19 protein-coding genes and 2 pseudogenes are annotated in these 23828 nt (G+C 71.5%); 11 read left to right on the forward strand and 10 right to left on the reverse strand.

Features of this window, described 5'->3' with window-relative positions; genetic code table 11:
* Window positions 1-21: 21 nt before the first annotated feature.
* On the reverse strand, window positions 22-696 hold the full coding sequence (locus ACEZDG_RS19015; protein ID WP_380510813.1) for a GNAT family N-acetyltransferase: 675 nt from the start codon (window positions 694-696) through the stop codon (window positions 22-24).
* A 321-nt stretch (window positions 697-1017) separates the two neighbouring features.
* Between ACEZDG_RS19015 and ACEZDG_RS19020 the strand changes: the two genes are divergently transcribed.
* The gene (locus ACEZDG_RS19020; protein ID WP_380510816.1) at window positions 1018-1377 is read left to right on the forward strand and encodes a DUF3040 domain-containing protein; all 360 of its coding nucleotides are present in this window, start codon (window positions 1018-1020) and stop codon (window positions 1375-1377) included.
* A 36-nt stretch (window positions 1378-1413) separates the two neighbouring features.
* Here ACEZDG_RS19020 and ACEZDG_RS19025 read toward each other — a convergent pair whose 3' ends face one another.
* From ACEZDG_RS19025 to ACEZDG_RS37885, 3 genes and pseudogenes are all read right to left on the reverse strand, one after another.
* Window positions 1414-1890: a type B 50S ribosomal protein L31 gene (locus tag ACEZDG_RS19025; protein ID WP_380510819.1), complete on the reverse strand. Its 477-nt coding sequence runs from the start codon at window positions 1888-1890 to the stop codon at window positions 1414-1416.
* 152 nt (window positions 1891-2042) lie between these two features.
* Entirely contained in the window at window positions 2043-5297 is a 3255-nt protein-coding gene (locus tag ACEZDG_RS19030) for a discoidin domain-containing protein (protein ID WP_380510994.1), read from the reverse strand.
* A 215-nt stretch (window positions 5298-5512) separates the two neighbouring features.
* Window positions 5513-5911 (reverse strand): annotated as a pseudogene (locus tag ACEZDG_RS37885) (IS701 family transposase); the annotation flags it as partial.
* A 322-nt stretch (window positions 5912-6233) separates the two neighbouring features.
* Between ACEZDG_RS37885 and ACEZDG_RS19040 the strand changes: the two are divergent.
* The 3 genes and pseudogenes from ACEZDG_RS19040 to ACEZDG_RS19050 all read left to right on the forward strand — a co-directional run bounded on the left by ACEZDG_RS19040 (window position 6234) and on the right by ACEZDG_RS19050 (window position 8978).
* A complete protein-coding gene (locus tag ACEZDG_RS19040; RefSeq protein ID WP_380510824.1) occupies window positions 6234-7370 on the forward strand; it encodes a hypothetical protein in 1137 nt (378 codons plus the stop codon).
* A gap of 154 nt (window positions 7371-7524) precedes the next feature.
* Window positions 7525-7623, forward strand: a pseudogene (locus tag ACEZDG_RS19045) (transposase); the annotation flags it as partial.
* A gap of 506 nt (window positions 7624-8129) precedes the next feature.
* On the forward strand, window positions 8130-8978 hold the full coding sequence (locus ACEZDG_RS19050) for a tetratricopeptide repeat protein (RefSeq protein WP_380510826.1): 849 nt from the start codon (window positions 8130-8132) through the stop codon (window positions 8976-8978).
* Between the two features lie 331 nt (window positions 8979-9309).
* Here the strand turns inward: ACEZDG_RS19050 and ACEZDG_RS19055 are convergent, their stop codons facing one another.
* Window positions 9310-10431, reverse strand: coding sequence for an esterase-like activity of phytase family protein (locus ACEZDG_RS19055; RefSeq protein ID WP_380510829.1), 1122 nt, complete (start codon window positions 10429-10431; stop codon window positions 9310-9312).
* Window positions 10432-10689: 258 nt separating this feature from the next.
* Here ACEZDG_RS19055 and ACEZDG_RS19060 point away from each other — a divergent pair, with 258 nt between their 5' ends.
* Window positions 10690-11379, forward strand: coding sequence for a DUF6629 family protein (locus tag ACEZDG_RS19060; protein WP_380510832.1), 690 nt, complete (start codon window positions 10690-10692; stop codon window positions 11377-11379).
* A gap of 55 nt (window positions 11380-11434) precedes the next feature.
* A complete protein-coding gene (locus ACEZDG_RS19065) occupies window positions 11435-12487 on the forward strand; it encodes a rod shape-determining protein (RefSeq protein WP_380510834.1) in 1053 nt (350 codons plus the stop codon).
* Window positions 12488-12598: 111 nt separating this feature from the next.
* On the opposite strand, the gene ACEZDG_RS19070 is transcribed toward ACEZDG_RS19065, so the two are convergent.
* Genes ACEZDG_RS19070 through ACEZDG_RS19080 form a run of 3 tightly spaced genes read right to left on the reverse strand, consistent with a single transcriptional unit; the run spans window position 12599 to window position 15928 of the window.
* The gene (locus ACEZDG_RS19070; protein ID WP_380510837.1) at window positions 12599-14002 is read right to left on the reverse strand and encodes a dipeptidase; all 1404 of its coding nucleotides are present in this window, start codon (window positions 14000-14002) and stop codon (window positions 12599-12601) included.
* Window positions 13995-14435 (reverse strand): hypothetical protein, encoded by a 441-nt coding sequence (locus tag ACEZDG_RS19075; protein ID WP_380510840.1) that lies wholly within the window; start codon window positions 14433-14435, stop codon window positions 13995-13997. Before ACEZDG_RS19075 ends, ACEZDG_RS19070 begins: the two co-directional genes overlap by 8 nt.
* Entirely contained in the window at window positions 14432-15928 is a 1497-nt protein-coding gene (locus ACEZDG_RS19080; protein ID WP_380510843.1) for an APC family permease, read from the reverse strand. The genes ACEZDG_RS19075 and ACEZDG_RS19080 overlap by 4 nt, the downstream gene beginning before the upstream one ends.
* A gap of 246 nt (window positions 15929-16174) precedes the next feature.
* On the opposite strand from ACEZDG_RS19080, the gene ACEZDG_RS19085 reads away from it, so the two are divergent.
* The 5 genes from ACEZDG_RS19085 (at window position 16175) to ACEZDG_RS19105 (ending at window position 22419) form a co-directional block, all read left to right on the forward strand.
* A complete protein-coding gene (locus tag ACEZDG_RS19085) occupies window positions 16175-18550 on the forward strand; it encodes a discoidin domain-containing protein (RefSeq protein WP_380510846.1) in 2376 nt (791 codons plus the stop codon).
* 173 nt (window positions 18551-18723) lie between these two features.
* On the forward strand, window positions 18724-19545 hold the full coding sequence (locus tag ACEZDG_RS19090; protein ID WP_380510849.1) for a SigB/SigF/SigG family RNA polymerase sigma factor: 822 nt from the start codon (window positions 18724-18726) through the stop codon (window positions 19543-19545).
* Between the two features lie 76 nt (window positions 19546-19621).
* Window positions 19622-20488 carry an aldo/keto reductase gene (locus tag ACEZDG_RS19095; protein WP_380510852.1) on the forward strand — a complete coding sequence of 289 codons (867 nt, stop codon included), beginning with the start codon at window positions 19622-19624 and terminating at the stop codon, window positions 20486-20488.
* Window positions 20489-20527: 39 nt separating this feature from the next.
* A complete protein-coding gene (locus ACEZDG_RS19100) occupies window positions 20528-22078 on the forward strand; it encodes an ATP-dependent DNA ligase (RefSeq protein ID WP_380510854.1) in 1551 nt (516 codons plus the stop codon).
* A gap of 80 nt (window positions 22079-22158) precedes the next feature.
* Window positions 22159-22419: a hypothetical protein gene (locus ACEZDG_RS19105; protein WP_380510857.1), complete on the forward strand. Its 261-nt coding sequence runs from the start codon at window positions 22159-22161 to the stop codon at window positions 22417-22419.
* Window positions 22420-22457: 38 nt separating this feature from the next.
* Here the strand turns inward: ACEZDG_RS19105 and ACEZDG_RS19110 are convergent, their stop codons facing one another.
* Together ACEZDG_RS19110 and ACEZDG_RS19115 are read right to left on the reverse strand one after the other, a co-directional pair.
* Window positions 22458-23087 carry an NADPH-dependent F420 reductase gene (locus ACEZDG_RS19110; protein WP_380510860.1) on the reverse strand — a complete coding sequence of 210 codons (630 nt, stop codon included), beginning with the start codon at window positions 23085-23087 and terminating at the stop codon, window positions 22458-22460.
* A 22-nt stretch (window positions 23088-23109) separates the two neighbouring features.
* Window positions 23110-23808 (reverse strand): type 1 glutamine amidotransferase domain-containing protein, encoded by a 699-nt coding sequence (locus ACEZDG_RS19115; protein ID WP_380510863.1) that lies wholly within the window; start codon window positions 23806-23808, stop codon window positions 23110-23112.
* Window positions 23809-23828 lie beyond the last annotated feature (20 nt).

A 23828-nucleotide genomic window follows, 5' to 3' on the forward strand; every position in this document is an offset into this window, starting at 1 on the left:
GCCTGACCGGCCGTCAGCCGGTCACTGGTCGCCGCCGGGGGCGGTCGTGCCAAGGAAGGTGATCTTCCGTCGGATCCGGAAGCCGAGAGACTCGTACAGCCGGATCGCCCCCGGGTTCTCCGACGCCGCGTGCAGGAACGGCAGCTCGCCGCGCGCGGTGATGCCGGACGAGACCGCGCGGACCAGCCTGGCCGCCAGCCCCTGGCCGCGGAAGGCCGGGTCGGTGCAGACCGCGCTGACCTCGGTCCAGCCGGGCGGACGCATCCGCTCACCGGCCATCGCGACCAGCGCGCCGTCGCGGCGGATCCCCAGGTAGCGGCCCATTTCGATGGTGCGCGGCAGGAACGGCCCCGGCTTGGTGCGGGCGACCAGGTCCAGCATCTCCGGCACGTCGGCCGCGGTCAGCGGCACCGCCTCGGGATCGTCCCCAGCCCGGACGTCCTCCCCGGTCAGCTGCACCCCGGGGATCTGGAACAGCTCGGTCCAGGCGTCCGGTGGGGGAGTGGTGTACCCGGGCAGCACCAGCAGCCCGCCGGGGCCGACCAGCGCGGCGGCGTCGGCCCAGTCGTCGGCCTCCGGGTCGGCGGGCAGGCCGGCGAAGGGCGACATGTCGACCGGAAAGCGCAGCACCCGGCCGCGCTGCTCGGCGAAGCCGGCCTGCGGCCCGGTCAGCGCGGCCAGCGCCGGACTGTCCAACGGATGTGTCGCCGTCCCACCGCTGCCCACTGTGCCCCACCCCTGTCGTTGAACCCGCCCGTCGTTGATCCCGGCCAGCCGACAGTACGGACAAACCTGGAGCGGCGGCAAACCCGTACCCGCTGTGGGCTTGCCTTGGATGCCGCGTACATGCCAGGCTCGAAAGACGTTCGACCCAGGTCGAGCGTGAGCGGCGCCCTGCCGACGCCCGGTGCAGGGCGCCGCCTCGACGACGCACGCATGGAACGCTTCCACCCGGGCAGGCGGCTGCGCAGGGCCCCGAGGGAAGCATCGGTGGGACGGTAGGAGGGGGTGGCAGCGGTGGACGGACCCGCGCTGTCGCGGCGCGAACTGAGGATCCTGGCCGGGATCGAGGAGCGGCTGCGGGCCGATGCCGAGCTCGACCGGCAACTGCGGACCATGCGGCTGCACCGGGTCTGGCACCTGTGGCACATGCTGCGCGCCGAGCGCGAGGTGTTGGTGCTGGCACTGCTCGGCGCCGCCGGCGTGCTGCTGGTGGTCGGCGTCCCGGCGGTCCGGTTCACCCCGATCATGCTGATCGCCGGACTGATCCTGGTGGTCCTGGCCGGCGCGGCCGGTCTGATCCGGCCGCTCTACCTGACCCTCTGCGGCCACGGCCGGCAGAACCGGACCGCCCGCTCTCTCGGCGAAGCGGCCTGACCACGGGAAGCAGTCAGACCGCACGCGCCGCAGGGGTCAGGGGAGCTGCTTCTCCACCGCGATCCGGCCCTCCTCGGCCAGGCGGCGGCGGGCCCACTCCAGGTTCGCCGGGGTGACATCGCGTCCGCTGGCCATGACCAGGTCCTCGGCGGACACCGCCCCCTCCGCGCCGGTGTGCAGCAGGCGGTCGGGGGTGACCTCGTCCCGGGTGGGGGTGCGGACCGCGTCCGACCCCTGGCCGGACTGCCCGTCCTGGCCTGCCTGACCGTCCTGCCCGCCGTAGCGCTGCTGGAACTTGGCGATCGCGCCCTGCGGGTCCACCGCGCGGGCCTTGCCGGTGTGGAAGGGGTGGCTCTCGGCGGAGATCTCGACGTCCACCACCGGGTAGGTGTTGCCGTCGTCCCACTCGATGGTCTGCTCGCTGGTCGCAGTGGACCTGGTGAGGAACGCGTAGCCCGCGGACCGGTCCCGGAAGACCACGGGGGCGTACTCGGGGTGCTTGTCCTGACGCATGCCTGCTCCTTCTGTCCTGGTGCCCTGCGCGTCCTCCACGTATATCCCAAGGGCGCCGATCACGCCTGCCCTGAATCGCGTCGACTGCACCCCCTGGCACGGGTCGGGCCGCCCGGGACGGTTCCCGGGCGGCCCGACCCGCCGGTGGGCGGCTACTTCTGGGCCGGGGTGGCGGTCCAGACGAAGCTGGCGCTGCCCGAGGCGCCCGCGGTGTTCCTGGCGGTGACCGTGACGGTGTAGCTGCCGGCGGTCGTGGCCGAGCCCGAGATCAGGCCGGTGGAGCTGATGGCCAGACCGGCGGGCAGGCCGGTGGCGGTGTAGGTAGTGCCGGTGGCGGGCTGGGCGAAGGCCCAGTTCACCTGGGCGCCGACGGGGCTGCTCATCCCGTGCGGGTTGGCGACGGTGAGAGCGGCGGCGCCGCTGGTCGCGGCGTCGGTGTCGGCCGTCGCCTTGGCGGTCATCGCGGTGGCGACGGTGAGGTTGCCGGTGAGCGGGAGGTTGCGGGAGGAGTCGCCGACCAGGATCTGGTAGCTGCCCGCCGCGGTGGTCCAGTTGTTGCTGCCGGTGTTCCAGTACGCCAGGTCGTGGGCCGACACCGTGAAGGTCACGGTCTTGGCCTGGCCCGGGGTGAGGCTCACCCGCTGGAAGTTGCGCAGCTGGTGCACCGGCTCCCCGGTGGAGGCGGGGTCGCCCACGTAGAGCTGCACCACGTCCGTGCCGGCCTTGGCGCCGGTGTCGGTGATCGTCGCGGTGACGGTGGCGTTGCCGCCGTTCAGCGCGCCGACCTGGAGGTTGCTGAAGGCGTAGCTGGTGTAGGAGAGGCCGAAGCCGAACGGGAACATCGGGGTGATGTTCTTGGCGTCGTACCAGCGGTAGCCGACGTCCAGGCCCTCGGAGTAGGTGATCTGGTTGTTGACGCCGGGCCACTGCGCCGGGGTGTTGGCGGGCACGTCGGCCAGGCTGTTCGGGAAGGTGACCGGCAGCTTGCCGGACGGGTTGACGTCGCCGAAGATCAGCGCCGCCATCGCGGTGCCGATCTGCTGGCCGGAGTAGAAGCCCTCGAACACGCCCGCGACCTGGTTCAGCCAGGGCATCGAGACGGCCGAGTTGTTGTTGAGGACCACGATGGTGTGCGGGTTGGCCGCGACCGCGTCCTCGATCAGCTGGTTCTGGGTGCCGGGCAGGTCCAGCGTGGTGGTGTCGTGCTCCTCGTTGCCGTAGTTGTCGCTGGCGAAGACGATGGCCACGTCCGAACTGCGGGCCAGGTTGGTGGCCGCGGTGAGGTCGGTGCCGTCGTTGTAGGTGACGGTGGTGCCGGTGCCGGCCACCCGGTTCTGCAGGCCGGTCAGCGGCCAGACCGTGCCGGAGCTGGTGACGGTGGCGCTGCCGCCGCCGATGGACTGCACCCCGGCCCCGCCGTCCCAGCCGAGCACGGCGATGGAGTGGGTGGTGGCGGTGGACAGCGGCAGGATGCCGTTGTTCTTCAGCAGGACGGTGCCCTCCTCGGCGCCCTGCAGCGCGACCGCGTTGTGCGCGGCGGTGGTGACCGTCGCGGTGGGGGAGCCGCTGGGGGCCTTGTCGAACAGGCCGAAGGCGAAGAACTGGGTAAGCAGCCGGGTGACCATGGTGTCCAGGGTGGCCTGGCTGACCGTCCCGGCCTGCACTGCCTGCTTGAGGAAGTCGGCGAAGAAGTAGCCGTTGGGCATCTCCACGGTGAGTCCGGCGTTGGCCGACTCCACGGTGGAGTGGGTGCCGCCCCAGTCGCTGGTGACGAAGCCGCCGAAGCCGGCCTGCTGGTAGAGCGGGGTGTTCAGCAGGGCCGGGTTCTGGCAGGCGGGAACGCTGTTGACGATGCTGTACGCGCACATCACCGCCGCGGTCGCGCCCTGGGTGACGGCGGTCTGGAAGGCCGGCAGGTAGAGCTCCTGCATGGTGCGGTTGTCCACCACCACGGTTCCGGCCGGGTTCTCGATGTTGTAGACCGCGGCGTGCTTGGCCTCGGCCATCACCCCCTGGCTCTGGATGCCCTTGATGTCCGCCGCGGCCATCTGCCCCGACAGGTACGGGTCCTCGCTGAAGCTCTCGAAGGCCCGGCCCCAGCGCGGGTCGCGGACGATGTTCAGGGTCGGGCCGAGGGCCACGGCCGCGCCCTTGCCGGCGAACTCGGCGCCGATCGCCGCGCCGTACTGCTGCTCCAGTGCGGTGTCGAAGGTGGCCGCCGAGAGGTTGCCGGAGGGCATCTGGGTGACCCCGCCCAAACCGTCGCCGACGCCCGCAGGACCGTCCTGCAGCCCGATGTTGGGGATGCAGAGCGAGGGGATGCCGGTGATGTTCCCGATGTACGGGGAGGCGTTGCCGTTGCCGTGCAGGATGGAGATCTTCTGGTCCAGCGTCATCTGCGCCATCACCTGGGCGACCCGGGTGGCGACCGGCGCGGTCGAGCCCACCCAGGGGCAGTTGCCGTTGCCGCCGCCGGGCGGGTTGGTGCTCGGCGGTGCGGAGGTGGGCGGGGTGGTGGCCCCGCCGACGGTGTGGACGGTCAACTCCCAGAGCGAGTCGCCCCACTGGGTGCCGCGGGCGGTCGCGTAGAGGCGGAGGTAGCGGCCGGTGCCGGAGACGGTGACGGTCTGCACGCCGCCGGTGCCGGTGGTGGTCGTGTAGACCGTGCTCCAGTTCGTCCCGTCGGTGGACAGCTGGATCTGGAACCCGGACGCGAAGGCCGCCTCCCAGTTCAGCACCACCTGGCAGACCGGCAGTTGGCTGCCGAGGTCGATCTGCAGCCACTGCGGGTCGCTCGCGGCGCTGGACCAGCGGGTGCCGGTGTCGCCGTCGACCGCGGCGGAGGCCGGGAAGGTCGCGTTCTGGGTGGACGAGGCGGTGGCCGGGCGGTTCAGCGCGGCGTTGGCGGTGCCGCAGGTGCCGGGCGGCGCGGTGGTCGGCCCGCCGGTGCCGCCGGTGCCGTAGACCTGGAACTCGTAGAGCGAGTAGCCGTAGGGCGTGGCCCGGGCGGTGCCGTACATCCGGACGTAGCGGCCGGTGCCGCTGATGTTGAGGGTCTGCACGCCGCCGGTGCCGGTGGTGGTCGTGTAGATCGGGGTCCAGGCGGTCCCGTCCGGGGAGGTCTGGATCTGGAACGAAGTGCCGTAGGCGGCTTCCCAGTTGAGCACGACCTGGCTGATGGTCGCGCTCGCTCCGAGGTCCACTTCCAGCCACTGCGGGTCGCTGAAGGCGGAGGACCAGCGGGTGGTGGTGTCGCCGTCGACGGCGGCGGAGGCGGGTGTGCCCACGGCCTCGGTGGAGGACGCGGTGGCCGGCCTGCCCTGCGAAAGCAGCGTGCCTGCTGCGTGCGCGGGGGAGCCGGTGAGGGCCAGCAGCAGGGCGGCGACCAGGGTGGCCGCCAGGGCCATCGCGATCACCGCCCGACCGTGCTGACGATGCATCAGAGAGTGTGGCGGGGTGGAATGTTCGACTGGCATGCAAGTCCCCTGTCGGAAGTTGCCAGCGTCGTGAGAGCGCTCTCACGCGTGCCTCGAAGGTTCCGACCTTGTAAACACCATGTCAAGCAGCTGGACGGGTTCCGGAACCCCGGACGGTTCCGGAACGCCACTGCCGACGGGCTGATGAAGGTGCGGCCCTCGAAGTTGACCAGACCCAGGGCCTGCTTCATCTCGCGGTCGTCGTGCTCGATGCACCGGCGCAGTTTGGCCATGCGGACCAGGGTGGTCAGCGCGGTGCCGGCGGGCAGGTCCGAGAGCCAGAACTGGACCGGCCCGTCCTCGGCGGGACGGATCCGCAGGGCCACGAACCGCGAGTACATGCGCTTCAGACCCCTGCGGCCCTTGCCCGGACGCGAGCCCTCGCGCCGGGACACCGGCCTGGCGGCAGCCTTTCCAACCTCGATGGCCAGGGCTTTGACCGAGCGGGCCAGGTTGGGATACTTGGACAGTGGTGGCCGCCCGGTCCCGCTGTAGGGCGGGGTGACCGGGCGGGCCGAGCCCGGGTGAGCAGTGGGTGTGCTGGTATCCGCCCACTCATCAACCAAGCCGAGCCGGGCCGTCAAGGTGCCCAACTTGTCCTTGGACATCGAACTCGGGTACCGGGTGCATGTCCTGGAGCTGGTCCAGAGGACCTCAATGCCTTGGTGCAGCTCGCTGTCCGGCCGGGCCCGCCGGTGGTCTACGACAGCAACATGCTCAAAGCCCTGGGCGAGGACGTCCCGCTGACGCGCCTGGTGGTGCCGCTGAAGGTGGGTTGACGAGCCGTTCCGTCACGATCCGGACACCTTGCCCTCACATCACTGTCACCCCTCGGTACGCTCCAGCTCCCGAACCCAGGAGCCCTGTGTGAACCGCCGTCACCTCACCCTGCTCAGCGTCGGGGTAGCCGCATTCCTGATCGCGGGCGGGGGCGCGTACGCACTGGACCTCAGCCGCTCGACTGCGGGCAGCACCTCGGCGAACCCCGTGCTCCCGCAGATCGCCCCGGCTGCCCGCTCCAGTGCCGCGAGTACCGACCCGGCGCAGGTCCCGGGGGTGGTCGGCTACTTGAACACGGGACCCGAGACGGTGGCCTACCTGACCTGGCAGGTGGACGCGAGCGGCTCGTTCTCGGGCACCCTGGACACCGCTGCCGTCTCCGGAACGGCCCCGTCCGAGACGGTGGTCCCCCACGTCAACCAGTCCGTGTTCGGGCAGGTCAGCGGGTCCACCATCGCCCTCCAGGAGGGTGGGCACACCGACACCGGTACCTTGGCCGGCGGTGCCCTGACCCTCAACGTCGTCCAACAGGACGGCACCATCGCGCCGGTGGACTTCACCAGCGCCACCCCGGCCCAGTACAACGCGGCTCTCGCCTCGCTGCGCACCACCGTGGACAGTGCCAACGGGCAGGCGCGGACCGCCATGTACACCCAGCAGTCCATCGCCCAACTGCAGAAGGACTACGCGGCGCTGGGGAACGACCAGTCATCCCTGGTGACCGACGTCGGGCAGATCCAGCCGGACCTGCACACCGCCTTGAACGACGTCTCCGGCGAAGAGGTCGCGGAGGGGCAGGTCGTCTCGGAGGCGAAGCAGGGCACCGACGTCGACACCGTGTGCAGTGACGCCTATACCGTCGCCAGCGACGGCTACACCGTCCAGTCTGACTCCTACACCGTCAGCAGCGACCTGGACAGTGTCACCTCGGACCTGGCGGATCTGCGCTCGGCCCTCCCGCAGCTACGCGCGGACCTGGCTGTCGTACAGGCGGCGGACCCTTCGTACGCAGGAGACGGCGGAGGACCCCTGCCGGGCGACGTGGCCTCCGAGATGACGAGTGCGCACAATGTCGCCGTGGCGCAGGTTGCCAAGGCAAACGCCCAGATCGACACCGTCAACGGCTACGTGGCCACCGCGCAGACCTACGCCGTCAAGGCAGCACGAGCGGGCGGCTGCTCGGCCCCGGACCCGGAACCCACGCCGATCCCCCACCTCTCGTGACCTGTGGCACGGCACCGCTGACCGTCAGGGCGGTGGGTGCATCGGAGCACGGTGAACACCCGACTCACCGAAGACACTCCGCTCGGGTTCCCAAGTGAACAGTCCGACCGCGTCTACTACGAAGCGGTGGCACCCCGATTCGAGCCAGGGGCCGAACACCCGCCTCCGCCAAGCCGTCCGCCGCCGCGGCCACTTCCCCGACGAGGAAGCAGCGCTCAAAGTCCTCTACCTCGTCATCCACCGGCAACACCGGCGGCTGGAAGGAGGCCATCAACAGCCTCGCCGACTACTACGGCGACCGCGTCATCGGACGCTGACCACCCCAGCCAGCGGTTTCGCCACGGACATCCGGCCGGTTGCGGGAGGGCGATGCCTAATCAAGTGTACGCGGCAATGCCGACCGATCGCACACCTTTCTTCTTTGACAATTCCGGGGGAGACGGGGCCCACTGCCTTTCCCATGCCGAGAAGCAGGCTTCGACTCTCCGTCCCGGTATCTCAATCTCTGTCGGTCGAGACATGTGCGACAACTGTATCGGCTGGTTCCAAGATAGAGCCGCTCAGCTAGGTGTCCATCTGTACGTATCTGACCCGACATCCATAAATGTATGTACACCGGCTGGGTCATGGATGGCGTATGACTACCCATCTTGTATGGACTGCTCTGCATGGCACGTAGGCCTGTGGAGGTGGTCCGTACGGTAGGATCACCTCCATAGGCTAACCGGCCACCGTGGTGCTGATCATGAGGAGATATCCATGGGTGGAGCGGTGCCGAGTTGGCGTGTATTCCCCGAAGGGGTTTCGATTCAGGAGCTCCTGGAGCGCGGTGACCAGGCCACGGATGCTGGAGATTTCATCTCTGCTGGCAACTGGTACTTCCATGCCAAGCGCAGGGGGTCGGCGGAGGGGCGGGACAAGGCTCGGGAACTCCAGCCTCAGCTGGAGATCCTGGCTGATCAGGGAGATCTCGACGCGAAGGTCCTTGTGGCCGGCCTACTCCTGGAGCGTGGCGAACAGCTCCCCCGTGCGACCTCATTGCTGGAGGCGGCTGCTGGTGAGGCTGTCATCGAAGGAATGAGGGAGCTGGGATTCGTCCTTGCCGGTGGGATGGGTGTAGCTCCGGATCCGAGCAGGGCTAACGATCTGTACCGTGCTGCCGCCGAGGCGGGCGACGGCTATGCGGCCTTCAATCTTGCGGTTAACTATTACCGTGGGTATGGGGCCGGGAAGAACTTCCGAGAATTCGCAAAGTGGCTGCAGGTGGCCGGGGGACTAGGAATTCCGGAGGCGTGTGCCGTGCTGGGGGACCAGTGCGCGAAAAAGGGCCTCGATGACGAATCTTTGCAATGGTACGTCAGGGCGGCTAGATCTTCACATGTCCCTGCGATGCTCGTGGCGGCGCAGCGCTATCGTGATGGTGTTGGAACTGCTGTTGACCTGGTTCAGGCAGTTCGCTGGCTTTTGACTCCGCTTGATCGCGGAAATGGCGATGGGATCCATGACGCGATCGAATTGGCCAGTTCAATGACGATCGAGCAGATCCGCGAAGCTGGTCAACTCTCTGGTCATTCAGATGAGGCTGAGCTGCTGATCCGTAGGCGTTAGCCATAAGTGCTGCTCCAGGGTGCTGTGACAGTCTCCTTGGTTCCTTGGCTCTTCCAAGATATTCGTAGCCGGTGATCTGCTTCAGTGGGCCGGGATCCGCTGCGGATCAGGGGCGACGTAGTAGCAGCGTGCCCTGAGTGTGGCCAGGTCTGCGAATGGGTGCACTCGCGGTCCGTGCGGCACCCGGCGGACGAGGCGGTTCGGTGGGAGATCGCGGCCATGTCTCATGATCTCGCGGAGCAGATTACGTCCAGTACAGCGGGATAGCAGACAGCGGTCCCAACCGGAGGTTTCGGGTGGGACCGCTGTGTCTGGGTGACGTGACGCGGTGTCAGGGGAGCTTGACCTGCAGGCGCAGCAGGCGGGTGTTCTGGGCGGTGGAGAAGTTGTCGTCGCTGATGAGGAGGAGTTCGTTGACGCCGGAGCGGCTCGATCCGGGGACGAGGGTCATTCCCTCGTAGTTGTCCAGGATCGGGTTGGGCTGGGGTTCGGGGGCGGTGGCGCCGAGGGAGGGGCACTGGGCCACGTCCACCAGCAGCTTCTTCTTCGCCAGCAGCGAGCCGGGGGCGTTGCCGAGGTCGGCCACCCCGGTCACGTCGGGGGAGTGCAGGGCGTGCGGGGCGGCGTAGACCCGGATGGTGTTGCCCACGCCGGCGGTGAAGGCGGCCTCCAGGACCAGCAGGCCGTGCGAGCCGTAGGCGGCGACCTCGGAGATCCGGTTGCCCGGGTCCACCCGGTAGCCGACCTCCCGGACCAGGTCGTAGCCGTGCTTGTGGTTGGCCCGGTAGACCAGGATGCGGCGGTCGTTGGCGTCCCCGGTGCTGCTGATGTCGCCGCTGAGGACGCCCTCCATCGCGGCGTAGACGGTGCGCCCGTCGGGGGAGACGCTCAGGCCCTCCAGGGTGGCGTTGGAGGTGGCCTGGCCGGCCGGGGCCACCAGGAACCGGGCCGGGATCCGCAGGCCCAGCTGCTCGATGCCCTGCCGGTCGAACTCCCGCACCGAGGGCTCGGTCTCGGAGCTGACCAGGTAGTTGCCGTTGTCCAGGACGGTCAGCCCCTCGCCGTCGAAGTCGCTCTCGTCGTAGGCGGTGCCGTCCGGCTTGCGCAGCACCAGGCTGCCGACGACATGCGGCTCGGCCGGGTCGTCGAAGAACCAGATCTTGGCCAGTTCGCCGGTGGTGTGGTCGACGATGGCGCCGTAGGCGTGGCGCCGGGGGTCGTAGCTCAGCGCGGACAGGCCGCCGACGGTGTCGCCGTCCACGGCGAGTTTGTTCAGCGCGTCGCTGTAGCCCACCACCCAGCCGGCGCTGCCACAGGCGCGTGAGGCCGGGGGATTACCCCGGCCCGCGGTGCCGGCCTGGGCGCTCGCGGCCGGGAGCGCGGTGAGCGAGGCCAGCAGGAGGGTCGCGGTCACGGCTGCGGTACGGGCACGGCGGCGGGAGCGGGGGAGCATGGGTTCTCCTTCGGTCGGCGGACGTTCCGGCTGCCCAGAGTGGCAGCTGACGCAGTGTCGAGTGGACTCCTTCAGGCAAACGTCGGGCGTTCGGCACATGCCGTTGCCCGCGCCGCCACCGCCCGGACGACTGCCCTGCGGGCACCGACCCTGCGAACACCGACACCGCGGGCACCGGCTCCGCGGGCATCCGGCTGCCCCAGCGGTTAGGTTGGCGGGACGGACCGGTCGGGCTGGGAGCGGCGGCGGGAGACGGCGATGTGCTGGAGTTCCACGGCCGATCTGGTGGCGGGCGGCACCGTGGCGGCGCTGGGCGTGGTCGCGCTGGCACGGGTGCGCCGGGCCAGGGAACTGCCGCTGGCGGCGCTGCCGCTGATCCTCGGGGCGCACCAGCTGATCGAGGCCCTGGTCTGGTGGGGCGCGGAGGGGCGGCTCGGCGCGGGTCCCGCGGCGGCGGCCAGGACCGCCTGGGCGCTGATCGCCTATCCGCTGCTGCCGGCCCTGGTGCCGCTGGCGGTGCTGCTGGTGGCGATGCCCGGGCTGCGGCGGCGGATCCTGCCGTTCGCCGTGATCGGGATCGCCACCTCGGTGCTGCTGCTGGTCGCGGTGCTGGACGGCCCGGTGACCGCCTCGGTGGACGGGCACACCCTGCGCTACGGCGTGGGCGTGCCGCACTCGACGCTGGTGGGGGCCGGCTATCTGCTGGCCACCGTGGGCGCGCTGCTGGCGAGCGGGGAGCACGACATCCGGCTGCTGGGGATCGTCTGCGGGGTGGGCGCGGCGGTGTGCCTGACGCTGTGGCAGACCGCGTTCGTCTCCACCTGGTGCGCGCTGGCCGCGCTGAGCAGCGTGTTCGTGCTGCGCTGGCTGTGGCACAGGTCTGATCGGGGGTCAGATTCGCCCGGACGGTCGGTCCCGCCTGGCGGCCCGGCCCCGGCGGCGTTCTGATCGAAGCAGGGTTTGCCGGTTGTCGGCTGCCGGTTGTTCGTTGAGGGAGGAACACGTGGCCCAGTTTCGATCCTGTGCTGCTATTGATCTGGGTGCGGCGTCGCTGCGGTTGCGGCTGGGCGCGGACGTGCCGGTGGCCGAGACGGTCGCCCGGGCCGTGCTGGACGAGGACGGCACGGTCTTCGCCATGGGCGACGACGCGCTGGTGATGGAGGGCCGGACCTGGGGGGCGATGCAGCTGTGCCGTCCCACCGCCGGCGGTACCGTCGCGGACCACACGGTCACCCTGCTGATGCTGCGCTCCATGCTGCGCGACGCGGGCCGGGGCCGGTACAGCTTCGGGGGGCGGATGGGCGTCTGCATCTCGGCGGCGGTCACCGACCTGGGCACCGCCGCGCTGCGGCAGCTGTGCCGGGACGCCGGGTTCACCGATGTGCGGCTGGTGCCGCAGGCGCTGGCCGCCGCCGTCGGCGCGGGCATCCCGGTGGACACCCCCTACGCCTCGGTGATCGTGGACCTGGGCGCCGAGCACACCAGCGCGGCGCTGCTGGTCTGCGGCCGGGTCATCGCCTCCCGCTCGACCCGCTTCGGCGGCGACGCGCTGGACGCGCTGGTGGCCCGCTACCTGCGCGAGGAGTACCAACTGGTGGTCAGCGCGGGCGCGGCGCAGCAGGTGAAGACCGCGCTGAGCGTGGCCGGCGCCGGCGACAGCGTGCCGGTGCGCGGGCAGAACGCGGCGACCGGCCGCCCGCGCGGGCTGTCGCTGCCGGTGGAGGAACTGCGGCAGCTGCTGCTGCCGCGCGCGGTGGCGGCGGTCTGCGACCAGGTCACCGCGGTGCTGGCGGGCTGCCCGGTGGAGATGTCCGCGGACATCTTCGAGCGGGGGCTGGTGCTGACCGGCGGCGCGGCCAAGCTGCACGGCCTGGAGGAGGCGATCCGGATCGAGGCGGACCTGCCGGTGCATGTCGCGGACGACTGCGAGCACGCGGCGGTGCTGGGTGCGCAGCGGCTGATGGCGGACAACTGGGCCGGCCTTGACCGGTCGGCGTTCCGGGCGACGACCCTGTCGGGGGCGGAACTGGAGCCGGAGCCCGCCGCCGCGCCCTGAAGCCCGGTCCGGCAGCGCACTGACAGCAGCGCACCGACAACAGCGCACCGCCGGCAGCGTCTCGCTGCCGGCGGTGCGCTGTCGTCGTCAGCGCGTCAGCGCGTCAGCGCGTCAGCGGTGGGCCGCGGCGTACTCGAGCAGGAACCGGGCCTCGACCTCGGCCATGTGCTGGATCTCCGCCGGGTCGACGCTCTCGTTCGGCGCGTGGATCGCGCAGAGCGGTTCCTCCACCCCCATCAGCACGATCTCGGAGTCGGGGAAGGTCTCCGCGAAGACATTGCACAGCGGGATCGAGCCGCCTTGGCCGACATAGCTGAGCGGCTTGCCGTAGACGGCCCGGGCGGCCCGGTCCAGCGCCGCGTAGGCGGGGCCGCCGGTGGCGGCGCGGAACGGGGAGCCGGTGCTCTCCGGCTCCACCTCGACCCTGGCCCCCCAGGGCGCGGCCTGCCGCAGATGCGCGGTCAGCGCGGCCAGGGCGGCATGCGGGTCGGTGCCGGGCGGGACCCGCAGGCTGACCCTGGCCCGCGCGGTGGCGGGCACCGCGGCGGCCGAGCCGACCACCGGCGCGCAGTCGATGCCGAGCACGGTCGCGGCCGGACGCGCCCACAGCCGGTCCGCGACCGTGCCGCCGCCGATCAGCTCCACTCCGTCCAGCACGCCCGCGTCGGTGCGGAACTGCTGCTCGTCGTAGCCGACCCCGTCCCAGCTCCCGGTGCAGTCCAGGCCTTGGACGACGGTGCCGCCGTCGGGGCCGCGCAGTGAGTCGAGGATCCGGATCAGCGCCGCCAGGGCGTCCGGGGCGGCGCCGCCGAACATCCCTGAGTGCACGTCACCGCGCAGTGTGGAGACGCTGACCACCACATTGGCCAGTCCGCGCAGCGAGCTGGTCGCGGTGGGGACGCCGACCGCGGCGTTGCCGGTGTCGCAGATCAGCAGCGCGTCGGCGAGCAGGTCGCCGGCGTGGCCGGGGACGTAGGCCTCCAGGCCGCCGGTGCCCTGCTCCTCGGAGCCCTCGGCCACCAGCTTGATGCCCACCGGCAGGTTGTCGCCCAGCGCCCGGAGCGCGGTGAGGTGCATCACCACATTGCCCTTGCAGTCGGCCGCGCCGCGCCCGTACCAGCGTCCGTCCCGCTCGGTGAGCTCGAACGGCGGCGAGGTCCAGGACGCCTCGCCGAGCGGCGGCTGCACGTCGTAGTGGCAGTACAGCAGCACGGTCGGGGCGCCGGGCGGGGCCGGGCGGTGGCCCAGCACGGCGTGGCTGCCGTCCGGGGTCAGCGCCAGGTGCACGTCCAGCAGTCCGGCCTCGGTGAACGCGGTGGCGACCCAGTCGGCCGCGCGCCGGCACTCCTCGGGCGGGTACTGCCGCGGGTCGGCGACCGAGGGGATGGCGACGAGTTCGGCCAGGTCCTGCTGGGCGCGGGGCATCAGCGCGGCGATGCGCCCGGCCAGGTCGGGGACGGCCGCGTCGGGGACGGCGGAGGCCGCGTCGGGGGTGGCGGAGGGATTGTCAGTCATCTTCCACGGTCTTCCCGGTCTTGAGGTCGTTGATCTTCTTCTGATAGGTCGCCAGCTCGTCCGGGCAGTACACCTCGACCACGACCGCGCCGGCGTCCAGCACCCGCTGGTCGGCGATCACCGGTCGCTGCCCGGGGCCGCCCGCGCCGTTGGAGAGGTTGGACAGCCACAGCGCCTGCTTCAGCGCGCTGTTGGGATCCTTGCAGACGACCCCGCCGTCGGTGCCGAGGGTCCTGGCGATCTGGCCCTGGTCCGGGGCGTCGTAGCCGGCCGCGGTCAGCTGCTTGACCAGGTCCTGGGCCTTGCGGTTGGCGGCGTTGCCGGTGTGTGCCGCGCTGAACGTGAACAGCCCCACCACCAGCATCACGATCAGCAGCACGATCGAGCCGATGTAGATCCAGCGGTGCTGCGAGGCCATCATCGAGCGGTTCACCGCGCGCCCCCTTCCAACTCGGCGGCGACGGCGTCGGCCGCGGCGCCGTCCCGCCAGCTCGGCTTGCTCAGCTTGAGCAGCCCGAACGGGATGATCACGCCGAGCAGCAGCAGCCCGCCGCCGATCAGCCCGATGTAGGACCAGACGCTGCTCCCGCCGAACTGCGAGGACGGGACGAAGCCGATCACCATCGCCGCGGCCGAGGCCAGCAGCCCGACCACGCACAGGGTGACCAGCATCGGGGCGCGGTAGCCGCGCGGATGGTCGGGCTGGGTGCGGCGCAGCCGGATCGCGGCGGCGAACATCAGCAGGTAGACGATCAGGTAGACCTGAGTGGTGATCACCGAGAAGATCCAGTAGGCCGAGGAGACGTCCGGGATCAGCGCGTAGAGCAGCGCGATCAGGGTGGTCACCGCGCCCTGCGCGACCAGGATGTTCTGCTGGATGCCGTGGCTGTTGAGCTTCTGCAGCACCGGCGGCAGATAGCCCTCCTGACGGGAGATCATCAGCAGGCCCTTGGACGGGCCGGCCAGCCAGGTCAGCATCCCGCCCAGCGAGGCGGCGACCAGGCCGACCGCGATCACCGGGGTCAGCCAGCCGATGTGGAAGTACTGGAAGAAGGCGTCGAACGCCTGCATCACCCCGGCGGTCAGGCTCAGCTGGTCGGCCGGCACCACCCAGCTGATGGCCAGGGCCGGCAGTACGAAGATCACCAGGACCAGGCCCATCGCCGTGAACATCGACTTGGGGAACTCCTTGGCCGGGTTCTTCAGCGAGGAGACGTGGACCGCGTTCATCTCCATCCCGGAGTAGCTCAGGAAGTTGTTGACGATCAGCACCAGGCTGGCGAGACCGGTCCAGGCCGGGAGGATGTGGTGCGCGTCCATCGGGGCGGCCGAGCCGTTGCCCTGGCCCAGGAAGACGAAGCCCAGCAGCACCAGCAGCGCGCCCGGGATCAGCGTCCCGATCACCAGGCCCCAGGAGGCGAGCCCGGCCACCGCGCCGGTGCCGCGCGAGGAGACCCAGACCCCGGCCCAGTACAGCACCATGATCACGATGGCGGTGTAGAGGCCGTTGCTGGCCAGCTTGGGGTTGACCACATAGGCGATGGTGCTGGCCACATACGCGAGCAGGCTCGGGTAGTAGAAGATCGTCATGGCGAACTGGCACCACACCGCCAGGAAGCCCAGCGGCTTGGACAGCCCCTGGGACACCCAGTTGTAGACCCCGCCCTCCCAGCCCGAGGCCAGCTCCGCCGAGACCAGCGCGGTCGGCAGCAGGAACACGATGGCCGGCACCACGTAGAGGAACACGCAGGCCAGCCCGTACACGGCCATGGTGGGCGCGGCCCGGAGGCTGGCCACCGAACTGGTCGTCATCAGCGCCAGCGTCAGCCAGCTCATCCGCGGGTTGGCCGCGACGCGGGCCGCGCTCGCCCTTCCGGCGGGAACCGCGGGGCCCTCACGGCCGACCGGGACGTCCATACTGCTCATCGCCTGCGCTCCCTCCGCGCGCCCGGGGCGGCGCCGCTGGGGCCAGCCTTCGGGCGGACCGGGCGCGGCGCATGCGGGAGCAGCCGAACGGGTGGTCTTGCGTATCTGCATCGATGTTTTTGCGCCAACAGGCAGTGAATATTGCGGAGTTCCGTCCAAATGATTGCGAGAGCCACCGGGGCGTCCTACTGTTCCCCTCGGCCCGCGAGGGACCCCCACCCACCCCCCTCGGCCGTGGAGCGTCAGATGGCACAGTTCCTCCCGCCACTGCGGCGGACGGCAGCGCTGGTCGGCGCGATACTCGCCGCAGCGAGCCTGCAACTCACTGCCCAGGGCACCGCCCGGGCCGCCACCCCCGCGGCGGCCTGCATCCCGTCCGGGACCGAGGCCGCGATCAACGCGGCGCTCAGCGGCACCGGCGCGACCGCGGTGCTCTGCCCCGGCGCGGTCTTCACCCTGGGCAACCCGGTCGTCTTCACCGCACCGAACCAGCAGCTCTACACCCAGGGCCTGCCCACCGACAGCACCCGCGCGGTGCTGCGGATCGGCGGTGGCACGCTGACCACGGCCGTCGACGGCGGCGGCCAGTCCGGGGTGACCGTGCAGAACATCCAGATCGACGGCGGCAGGCCGGCGCTCGGCCGGGTGGCCACCGGCGGCGCGCTGATGGAGATGGGCGGCGCCGGTTCCAACCAGACCGTGCAGCAGGTCTACGCCCATGACACCCGCAGCTGGTCCACCCTGCACCTGATCGAGGGCGCCGTCACCAACAGCGTCCCGCAGTGCCAGGGCGCGCAGGTGCTGAACAACCAGATCGGCCCGGCCGGCACCGCCTCCCCGGACGGCACCTGGGCCGACGGCATCTCGCTGGCCTGCGGAAACAGCCTGGTGCAGGGCAACAGTGTGAAGGACGCCACCGACGGCGGCATCGTCGTCTTCGGCGCCCCCGGATCGAGCATCAGGAACAACACCGTCACCGCGGTCACCCAGCAGCTGCTGGGCGGCATCAACATGGTCGACTACGCGCCGATGAACGGGAACTACACCGGCACCACCGTCAGCGGCAACACCATCAACGCCCAGAGCGCCTTCATCAAGGTCGGCCTGGCCATGGGCCAGCAGGTGTGGAACTGCACCACCGGCACCAACTACGGCGCCTCGGTCACCGGCAACACGCTCCAGGGCGCCTACATGGGCTACGGCTACGCCGTCAACGGCGTCAGCAACTGGACCGTCACCGGCAATACCGACAGCTCCACCCATGTCGGCACCCAGACCGCGGGCGGCTGCTTCGGCTCGCCGCGGGCCTCGCAGACCGGCGGCTTCCAGGTGGAGACCGCCACCGCCAGCACCCTGCAGTCCCAGTTCAGCAGCGCGGTGCTGACCAATGTGCTGTCGGTCACCGGTCCGGCCCCGGTCACACCACCCGCCTCCGTCTCCGCCAGCCCGACCAGCGTGGACTTCGGCAGCCAGAACACCGGGACCACCAGCGCCGCCAGGACGGTGACGCTGAGCAACAGCGGCGGGTCCGCGGCCACCCTGTCCTCGGTCACCGCGAGCGGGGACTTCGCCCGGTCCGGCGGCAGCTGCGGCAGCAGCCTGGCGGCCGGCGCCTCCTGCACGGTCGGGGTGGTGTTCGCCCCGACCGCCGCCGGTGCCCGCAGCGGCACGCTCACGGTGGCCGGCGGCAGCGGGCAGAGCCCGCTGACGGTCGCGCTCAGCGGGACCGGGACCACGCCGAGCGGCAACCCCAACCTCGCCCTCGGCGCGGTGATGACGGCGTCCGGCTCCGCCCCCGGCTTCCCGCCGTCCAACGCCAACGACGGCAATACCGGCAGCTACTGGGAGAGCGCCAACAACGCGCTGCCGCAGTGGCTGCAGGCGGACCTCGGCTCGACCCGCGCGCTGGGCTCGATCACGCTGACCCTGCCGCCGTCCTCGGCCTGGGCCACCAGGGCGCAGACCCTGTCGGTCCAGGGCAGCACCGATGGTTCGGCCTTCAGCACCCTGGTCGCCCCGGCCTCCTACACCTTCAACCCGGCGACCGGGAACAGCGTCACCATCCCGCTGCCGTCCGGCACCAGTGAGCGCGACCTGCGGCTGAACATCACCGCGAACAGCGGGTGGCCGGCCGGGCAGATCTCCGAGTTCGAGATCTTCGCCGGGGGCTCCTCCGGCGGGAACCCGGGCGGTCCGCCGGCGGGCACCGACCTGGCGCTCGGCCGTCCGGCCAGCGCAAGCAGCTCCACCCAGGGCTATGTCCCGGGCAACACCGTGGACGGCAGCACCAGCAGCTACTGGGAGAGCGCGAGCAACGCCTTCCCGCAGTGGCTCCAGGTCGACCTGGGCGCGAGCACGGCGGTGCGGACCGCGGTGCTCGACCTGCCGCCCGCCACCGCCTGGGCCACCCGCACCGAGACCGTGCAGGTCCAGGGCAGCACCGACGGCTCGACCTTCAGCACCCTGGTCGGTCCGGCCGGCTACACCTTCGACCCGGCGAGCGGAAACACCGTCAGCATCACCCTGCCCGCCGGCACCAGCACCCGCTATCTGCGGCTGACCTTCAGCGGCAACACCGGCTGGCCCGCGGCCCAGCTCTCCGAGCTGCAGCTGTTCTCCTGACCGCCGACCCGTTCCGGCCCGTCCCCGCGACCACGCGCGGGGGCGGGCCGGACGGCCTCGGTCCCCGGTTCGGCCCAGTCGGGCCGATCCCTTTCCGCTGATGCGGGTGCGCCGGAACGCGGGTAACGATGGACCGCGTAGCTGGGACGGTGCACAAGCGCGAGAGGGACACCATGACCACGACGTCCGCCCTGCCGGCACGGCCGGCCGATCCGCTGCGGATGTCTCCCGCGGACGCCCGGGCGCTGTCCAGACCGCTGTTCCGCCGCCTCGCCGCACTGGAGCCGGGGACGCACGAGCACCAGTACGTGCGCAACACCCTGGTCGAGCTGAACCTGGCCCTGGTGAAGTTCTCCGCCGCCCGGTTCCGCGGGCGCAGCGAGCCGATGGAGGACATCGTCCAGGTCGGCACGATCGGGCTGATCAAGGCGATCGACCGGTTCGACCCGGAGCGGGAGTTCGAGTTCCCGACCTTCGCGATGCCGACCGTGCTGGGCGAGATCCGCCGCTTCTTCCGGGACACCAGCTGGACCGTCCACGTCCCGCGCCGGCTGCAGGAGCTGCGGCTGCGGCTGGCCAAGGCGGGCGACGACCTGTCGCAGCAGCTGGGACGGGCCGCCAGCGAGGCCGAACTGGCGGCCCACCTGGGGCTGACCGAGGCGGAGGTGCGGGAGGGGGTGCTGGCGGCGAACGCCTACACCGTCGGCTCGCTCGACCTCTTCACCACCCAGGACGACGCCGACGACGGCCGGGCCCCGCTGGAGCGCTCCGGCGCGGTCGACCCCGCGCTGGCGGCGGTGGACGACCTGGCCTCGCTCAAGCCGCTGATGGCCGCCCTCTCCGAGCGGGAGCGCTCCATCATCGGGCTGCGCTTCGGCGCCGACCTGACCCAGTCCGAGATCGGGGCCCGGCTGGGGATCTCGCAGATGCATGTCTCCCGGCTGCTCTCCCGGGCTCTGGCCCGGCTGCGGGAGCAGCTGCTGGCGGACGAGTAGCGGTGAATAAGTTCGCCGGCCCGGTTGTTGGGCCCAGTTGATGAATGGCAGTCACCGACCCGACCTGGAGAACACCATGGGTGTAGGAATCGCGACGCAGTCCGGAACCTTCGACCTCGGCGGCGAGCGCACGGTCACCCGGCTGGGCTACGGCACGATGCAGCTGACCGGCCCCGGCGTCTGGGGCGACCCGAAGGATCCGGACGAGGCGGTCCGGGTGCTGCGCCGGGCCGTCGAGCTCGGCGTGAACCTGTTGGACACCGCCGACTCCTACGGCCCGGTGGTGGCCGAGCCGCTGATCAAGCGGGCGCTGCACCCCTACCCGGCCGACCTGGTGATCGCCACCAAGGCCGGCCTCACCCGTTCCGGCCCCAATGACTGGCGAGCCGTCGGCCGGCCCGAGTACCTGCGCCAGCAGGCCGAGCTAAGCCTGCGTCACCTCGGGGTGGAGCGGATCGAGCTGTTCCAGCTGCACCGGATCGACCCCAAGGTGCCGCTGGCCGACCAGGTCGGCGAGCTGAAGCTGCTGCAGCAGGAGGGCAAGATCGCCCACATCGGCCTGTCCGAGGTCAGCGTGGAGGAGCTGAAGGCAGCGCAGGAGACCGCGGTGATCGCCACCGTGCAGAACCGCTACAACCTCACCGACCGCAGCTCCGAACCGCTGCTGGACTACGCCGAGGAGCAGGGCATCGGCTTCATCCCCTGGTTCCCGCTGGCCACCGGCGCGCTCGCGGGCGAGGGCGGGCCGCTCCGCGACATCGCCGCCCGGCTGGACGCCACCCCGTCCCAGGTGGCGCTGGCCTGGCTGCTGCACCGCTCCCCGGTGATGCTGCCGATCCCCGGCACGTCCAGCGTCGCCCATCTGGAGGACAACCTCGCCGCGGCGGAGCTGAAGCTCTCGGACCAGGACCTGGCGGAGCTGACGGCGGTCACCGCCGACTGACCGCGGGCGCCGCGGCCGGGGCCGGGCCAGAATGGGTCCATGCTGCAGCAGGTCGCCGCCACCTCCCACGCCACCGCGGCCGAGCCGGCCCGCAACGCCAAGGTGGCGCTGCTGGCGGAACTGCTGCGCGGCCTGGGCCCGGAGGACCTGCCCGCCGCGGTCTCGCTGCTGTCCGGCGAGTCGCGGCGGATGCGGGTCGGCGTCGGCCCCGCCGCGCTGCGTACGCTGCCGCCGCCCGCCGCGGGGCCTGAGCTGGGCATCGCCGAGACCGAGCGGGCGCTGCGCACCCTGGCCGCGGTCCAGGGCCCGGGCTCCCAGGCGGAGCGGCAGCGGCTGCTCGGCGAGCTGTTCTCCCGGGCCACGGCCGAGGAGCAGGCGTTCCTGCGGGCCGTGCTCGGCGGTGAACTGCGGCAGGGCGCACTGGACGCGGTGATGGGCGACGCCGTCGCCAAGGCCGCCGGGGTCCCGGTGGCGGAGGTGCGGCGGGCGCTGATGTTCCGCGGTTCCGCCGCCGCGGTGGCGGTCGCGGCGATGGAGGGCGGCGCGCCCGCGCTGCGGGCCTTCGGCCTGGAGCTGGGCCGTCCGGTGCGGCCGATGCTGGCCGCCTCGGCGCCCGATGTCGCCGCCGCGCTGGAACGGGTGCGCCCGGCGGCGCTGGAGTGGAAGCTCGACGGGATCAGGGTCCAGGTGCACCGCGACGGCGACCGGGTCGGCGTCTTCACCCGCAGCCTGGACGACATCACGGCCAGGGTGCCGGAGGTGGTGGAGGCCGCCCTGGCCCTGCCGGTGCGCTCCGCCGTACTGGACGGGGAGGTGCTCGCGCTGGGGCCCGACGGCCGCCCGCGGCCGTTCCAGGAGACCGCCGCCCGCACCGCCTCCCGCCAGGACGTCCAGGCGCTGCGGGAGCGGGTGCCGCTGAGCGTCTTCTTCTTCGACCTGCTGCACCTGGACGGCGCGGACCTGCTGGACCGGCCCGGCGAGCAGCGCTTCGAGGCGCTGACCGCGCTGCTGCCCGCGGAGCTGCGGGTGCCGCGGCTGGTCACCGCCGAGGACGGGGCCGCCCTGGCCTTCTTCGGGGACGCCCTGGCCCACGGCCACGAGGGCGTGGTGGTCAAGGACCCGGCGACCCCCTACGCGGCCGGCCGGCGCGGGGCCGGATGGATCAAGGTGAAGCCCCGGCACACCCTGGACCTGGTGGTCCTCGCCGTCGAGTGGGGCAGCGGACGACGGCAGGGGCTGCTCAGCAATCTGCACCTCGGCGCGCGGGCGGACGGCGCCGAGGGGCTGCCGGACGGGCTGGGGGAGTGGGTGATGCTCGGCAAGACCTTCAAGGGCCTCACCGACGAGATGCTCGCCTTCCAGACCCGTGAGCTGCTGGAACGCGAGGTCGACCGGGACAGCTGGGTGGTCCGGGTCCGCCCCGAGCTGGTGGTGGAGGTCGCCTTCGACGGCCTGCAGCGCAGCCCGCGCTACCCGTCCGGGCTGGCCCTGCGCTTCGCCCGGGTGCTGCGCTACCGCGAGGACAAGGGGCCGGACGAGGCCGACACCATCACCACGGTCAGGGCGCTCGCGGCCCAGGAGGGGCTCTGAGCCCTGCCCGGCTCCTGTCCGGCTCCGGTCCGGCTCCGGTCCGGGTGCGTAGCACCGGCCCCAGGGGGAACGTATGTCCCATGAGCGACATTCCGATCGACGACGCCCCGCACTCCCCGCACACCGCCCATATCGTGGTCCGCCCGCCGGTACGGGACGAGAAGCCGCCCTACCGCCGGGTCGAGATCCTCGGCACCGTGGTCGGCAAGGCGTACGGCGTCGAGGACGTGACCGAATTCGCCCGCCGGGCGGGTCTGGACGACGTGGACCTCGCCAACACCGACTCGGTGCGCTGGGAGGGCGGTGGCCCCGGCTTCTGGGGCGGCGACGCCGGGGAGTGAGCCGCGCCCGCTCCCCGGGCCCCGACGTCGCCCGCGGCTCAGCCCTTCGCCAGCGCCGCGCGCAGTTCGGCGCTGTTCAGCCGCGGGCCGTAGGCGGGCTTGTCGCGGTCGTAGCGGGCCCCCTCGGACAGCGGCCCCACGTCCACCACGTCGAAGCCGAACTCCTCGATCAGGTCGGTGACCCGCTTCTTCGCCTCCTGGTCGTCGCCGGCGACGGGCAGCGCGCGCCGGTCGGCGGTGCCGGGCGGGGTGGCGTGGCCGAGGATGTCGGCCGAACCGATGTTGTTGAACGCCTTGACCACCTTGGAGTCGGGCAGGTGGGCCTGCAGCAGTCCGCTGACCGTGGCCCGGCCCTCGTCGATGGCCTCGTTGTGGCCGTCGCGTTCGAAGTAGTAGTTGTTGGTGTCGATGACGACCTTGCCGGCCAGCGGTTCGGCCGGGACCCGCTGGTACGCCTTGAACGGGACCGTCACCACCACGATGTCCCCGGCCGCGCCGGCCTCGGCCGGTGTCGCTGCGCTGGCCCGCGGCCCCAGCTCGGCGACCAGCTCGGCCAGGGTCTCCGGCCCGCGTGAGTTGCTGAGCACCACGTCGTAGCCGTGGGCGATGGCCTGGCGCGCGAGCGCCTGGCCGATGTGCCCGCTGCCGATGAGTCCGATGGTCACCATGGTCTGTCTGCCTCCGGGGTTGTCAGATAGCCGCTTCGATCAGCGTACGGGCGAGCTCCCCCGAGGAGGCCGGATTCTGGCCGGTGTACAGCGTACGGTCGCTGACGGTGTGTCCGGCGAAGGCCGGCCCCTCCTGGTAGTCGGCCCCGAGCTGCACCAGCCGGTCCTGGAGCAGCCACTTCGCCCGGTCGGCCAGCCCGGCGGCGCGCTCCTCGGCGTTGCTGAAGGCGGTCATCCGGTAGCCGGCGAAGGGCCAGCTGCCGTCCTCGCGGCGGGCGGCGAGCAGTGCGGCCGGGGCGTGGCAGAGGATGCCGATCGGCTTGCCTGCGTCCAGGGCCTCGGTCAGCAGCCGGCCGGACACCTCGTTGACGGCGAGGTCCTCCATCGGGCCGTGGCCGCCCGGGTAGAAGACCAGGTCGTAGTGGTCCAGCTCGACCTTCTCCAGGGCGTGCGGCTCCTCCAGCTCGAAGCGGATCGACTCCAGGTAGCCGGCGATCGCGTCGGCGCGCTCCTGGCCGCCGTTGGCCTGGGCGGACAGGCTGCCCTTGTCGACGGTGGGGACGACGCCGCCGGGGGTGGCCACGGTGATGTCGAAGTCCGCCTCGCGGAAGATCCGGTGCGGCTCGGCCAGCTCCTCGGCCCAGTAGCCGGTGGGGTGCTTGCTCCCGTCGGCCAGGGTCCACTCGGTGGCGCCGGTGACAACGAAGAGGACAGAGGTCATGGTGCTGCGCTCACTTCTCT

The organism is Streptacidiphilus alkalitolerans (assembly GCF_042511045.1).
GTDB lineage: Bacteria > Actinomycetota > Actinomycetes > Streptomycetales > Streptomycetaceae > Streptacidiphilus > Streptacidiphilus alkalitolerans.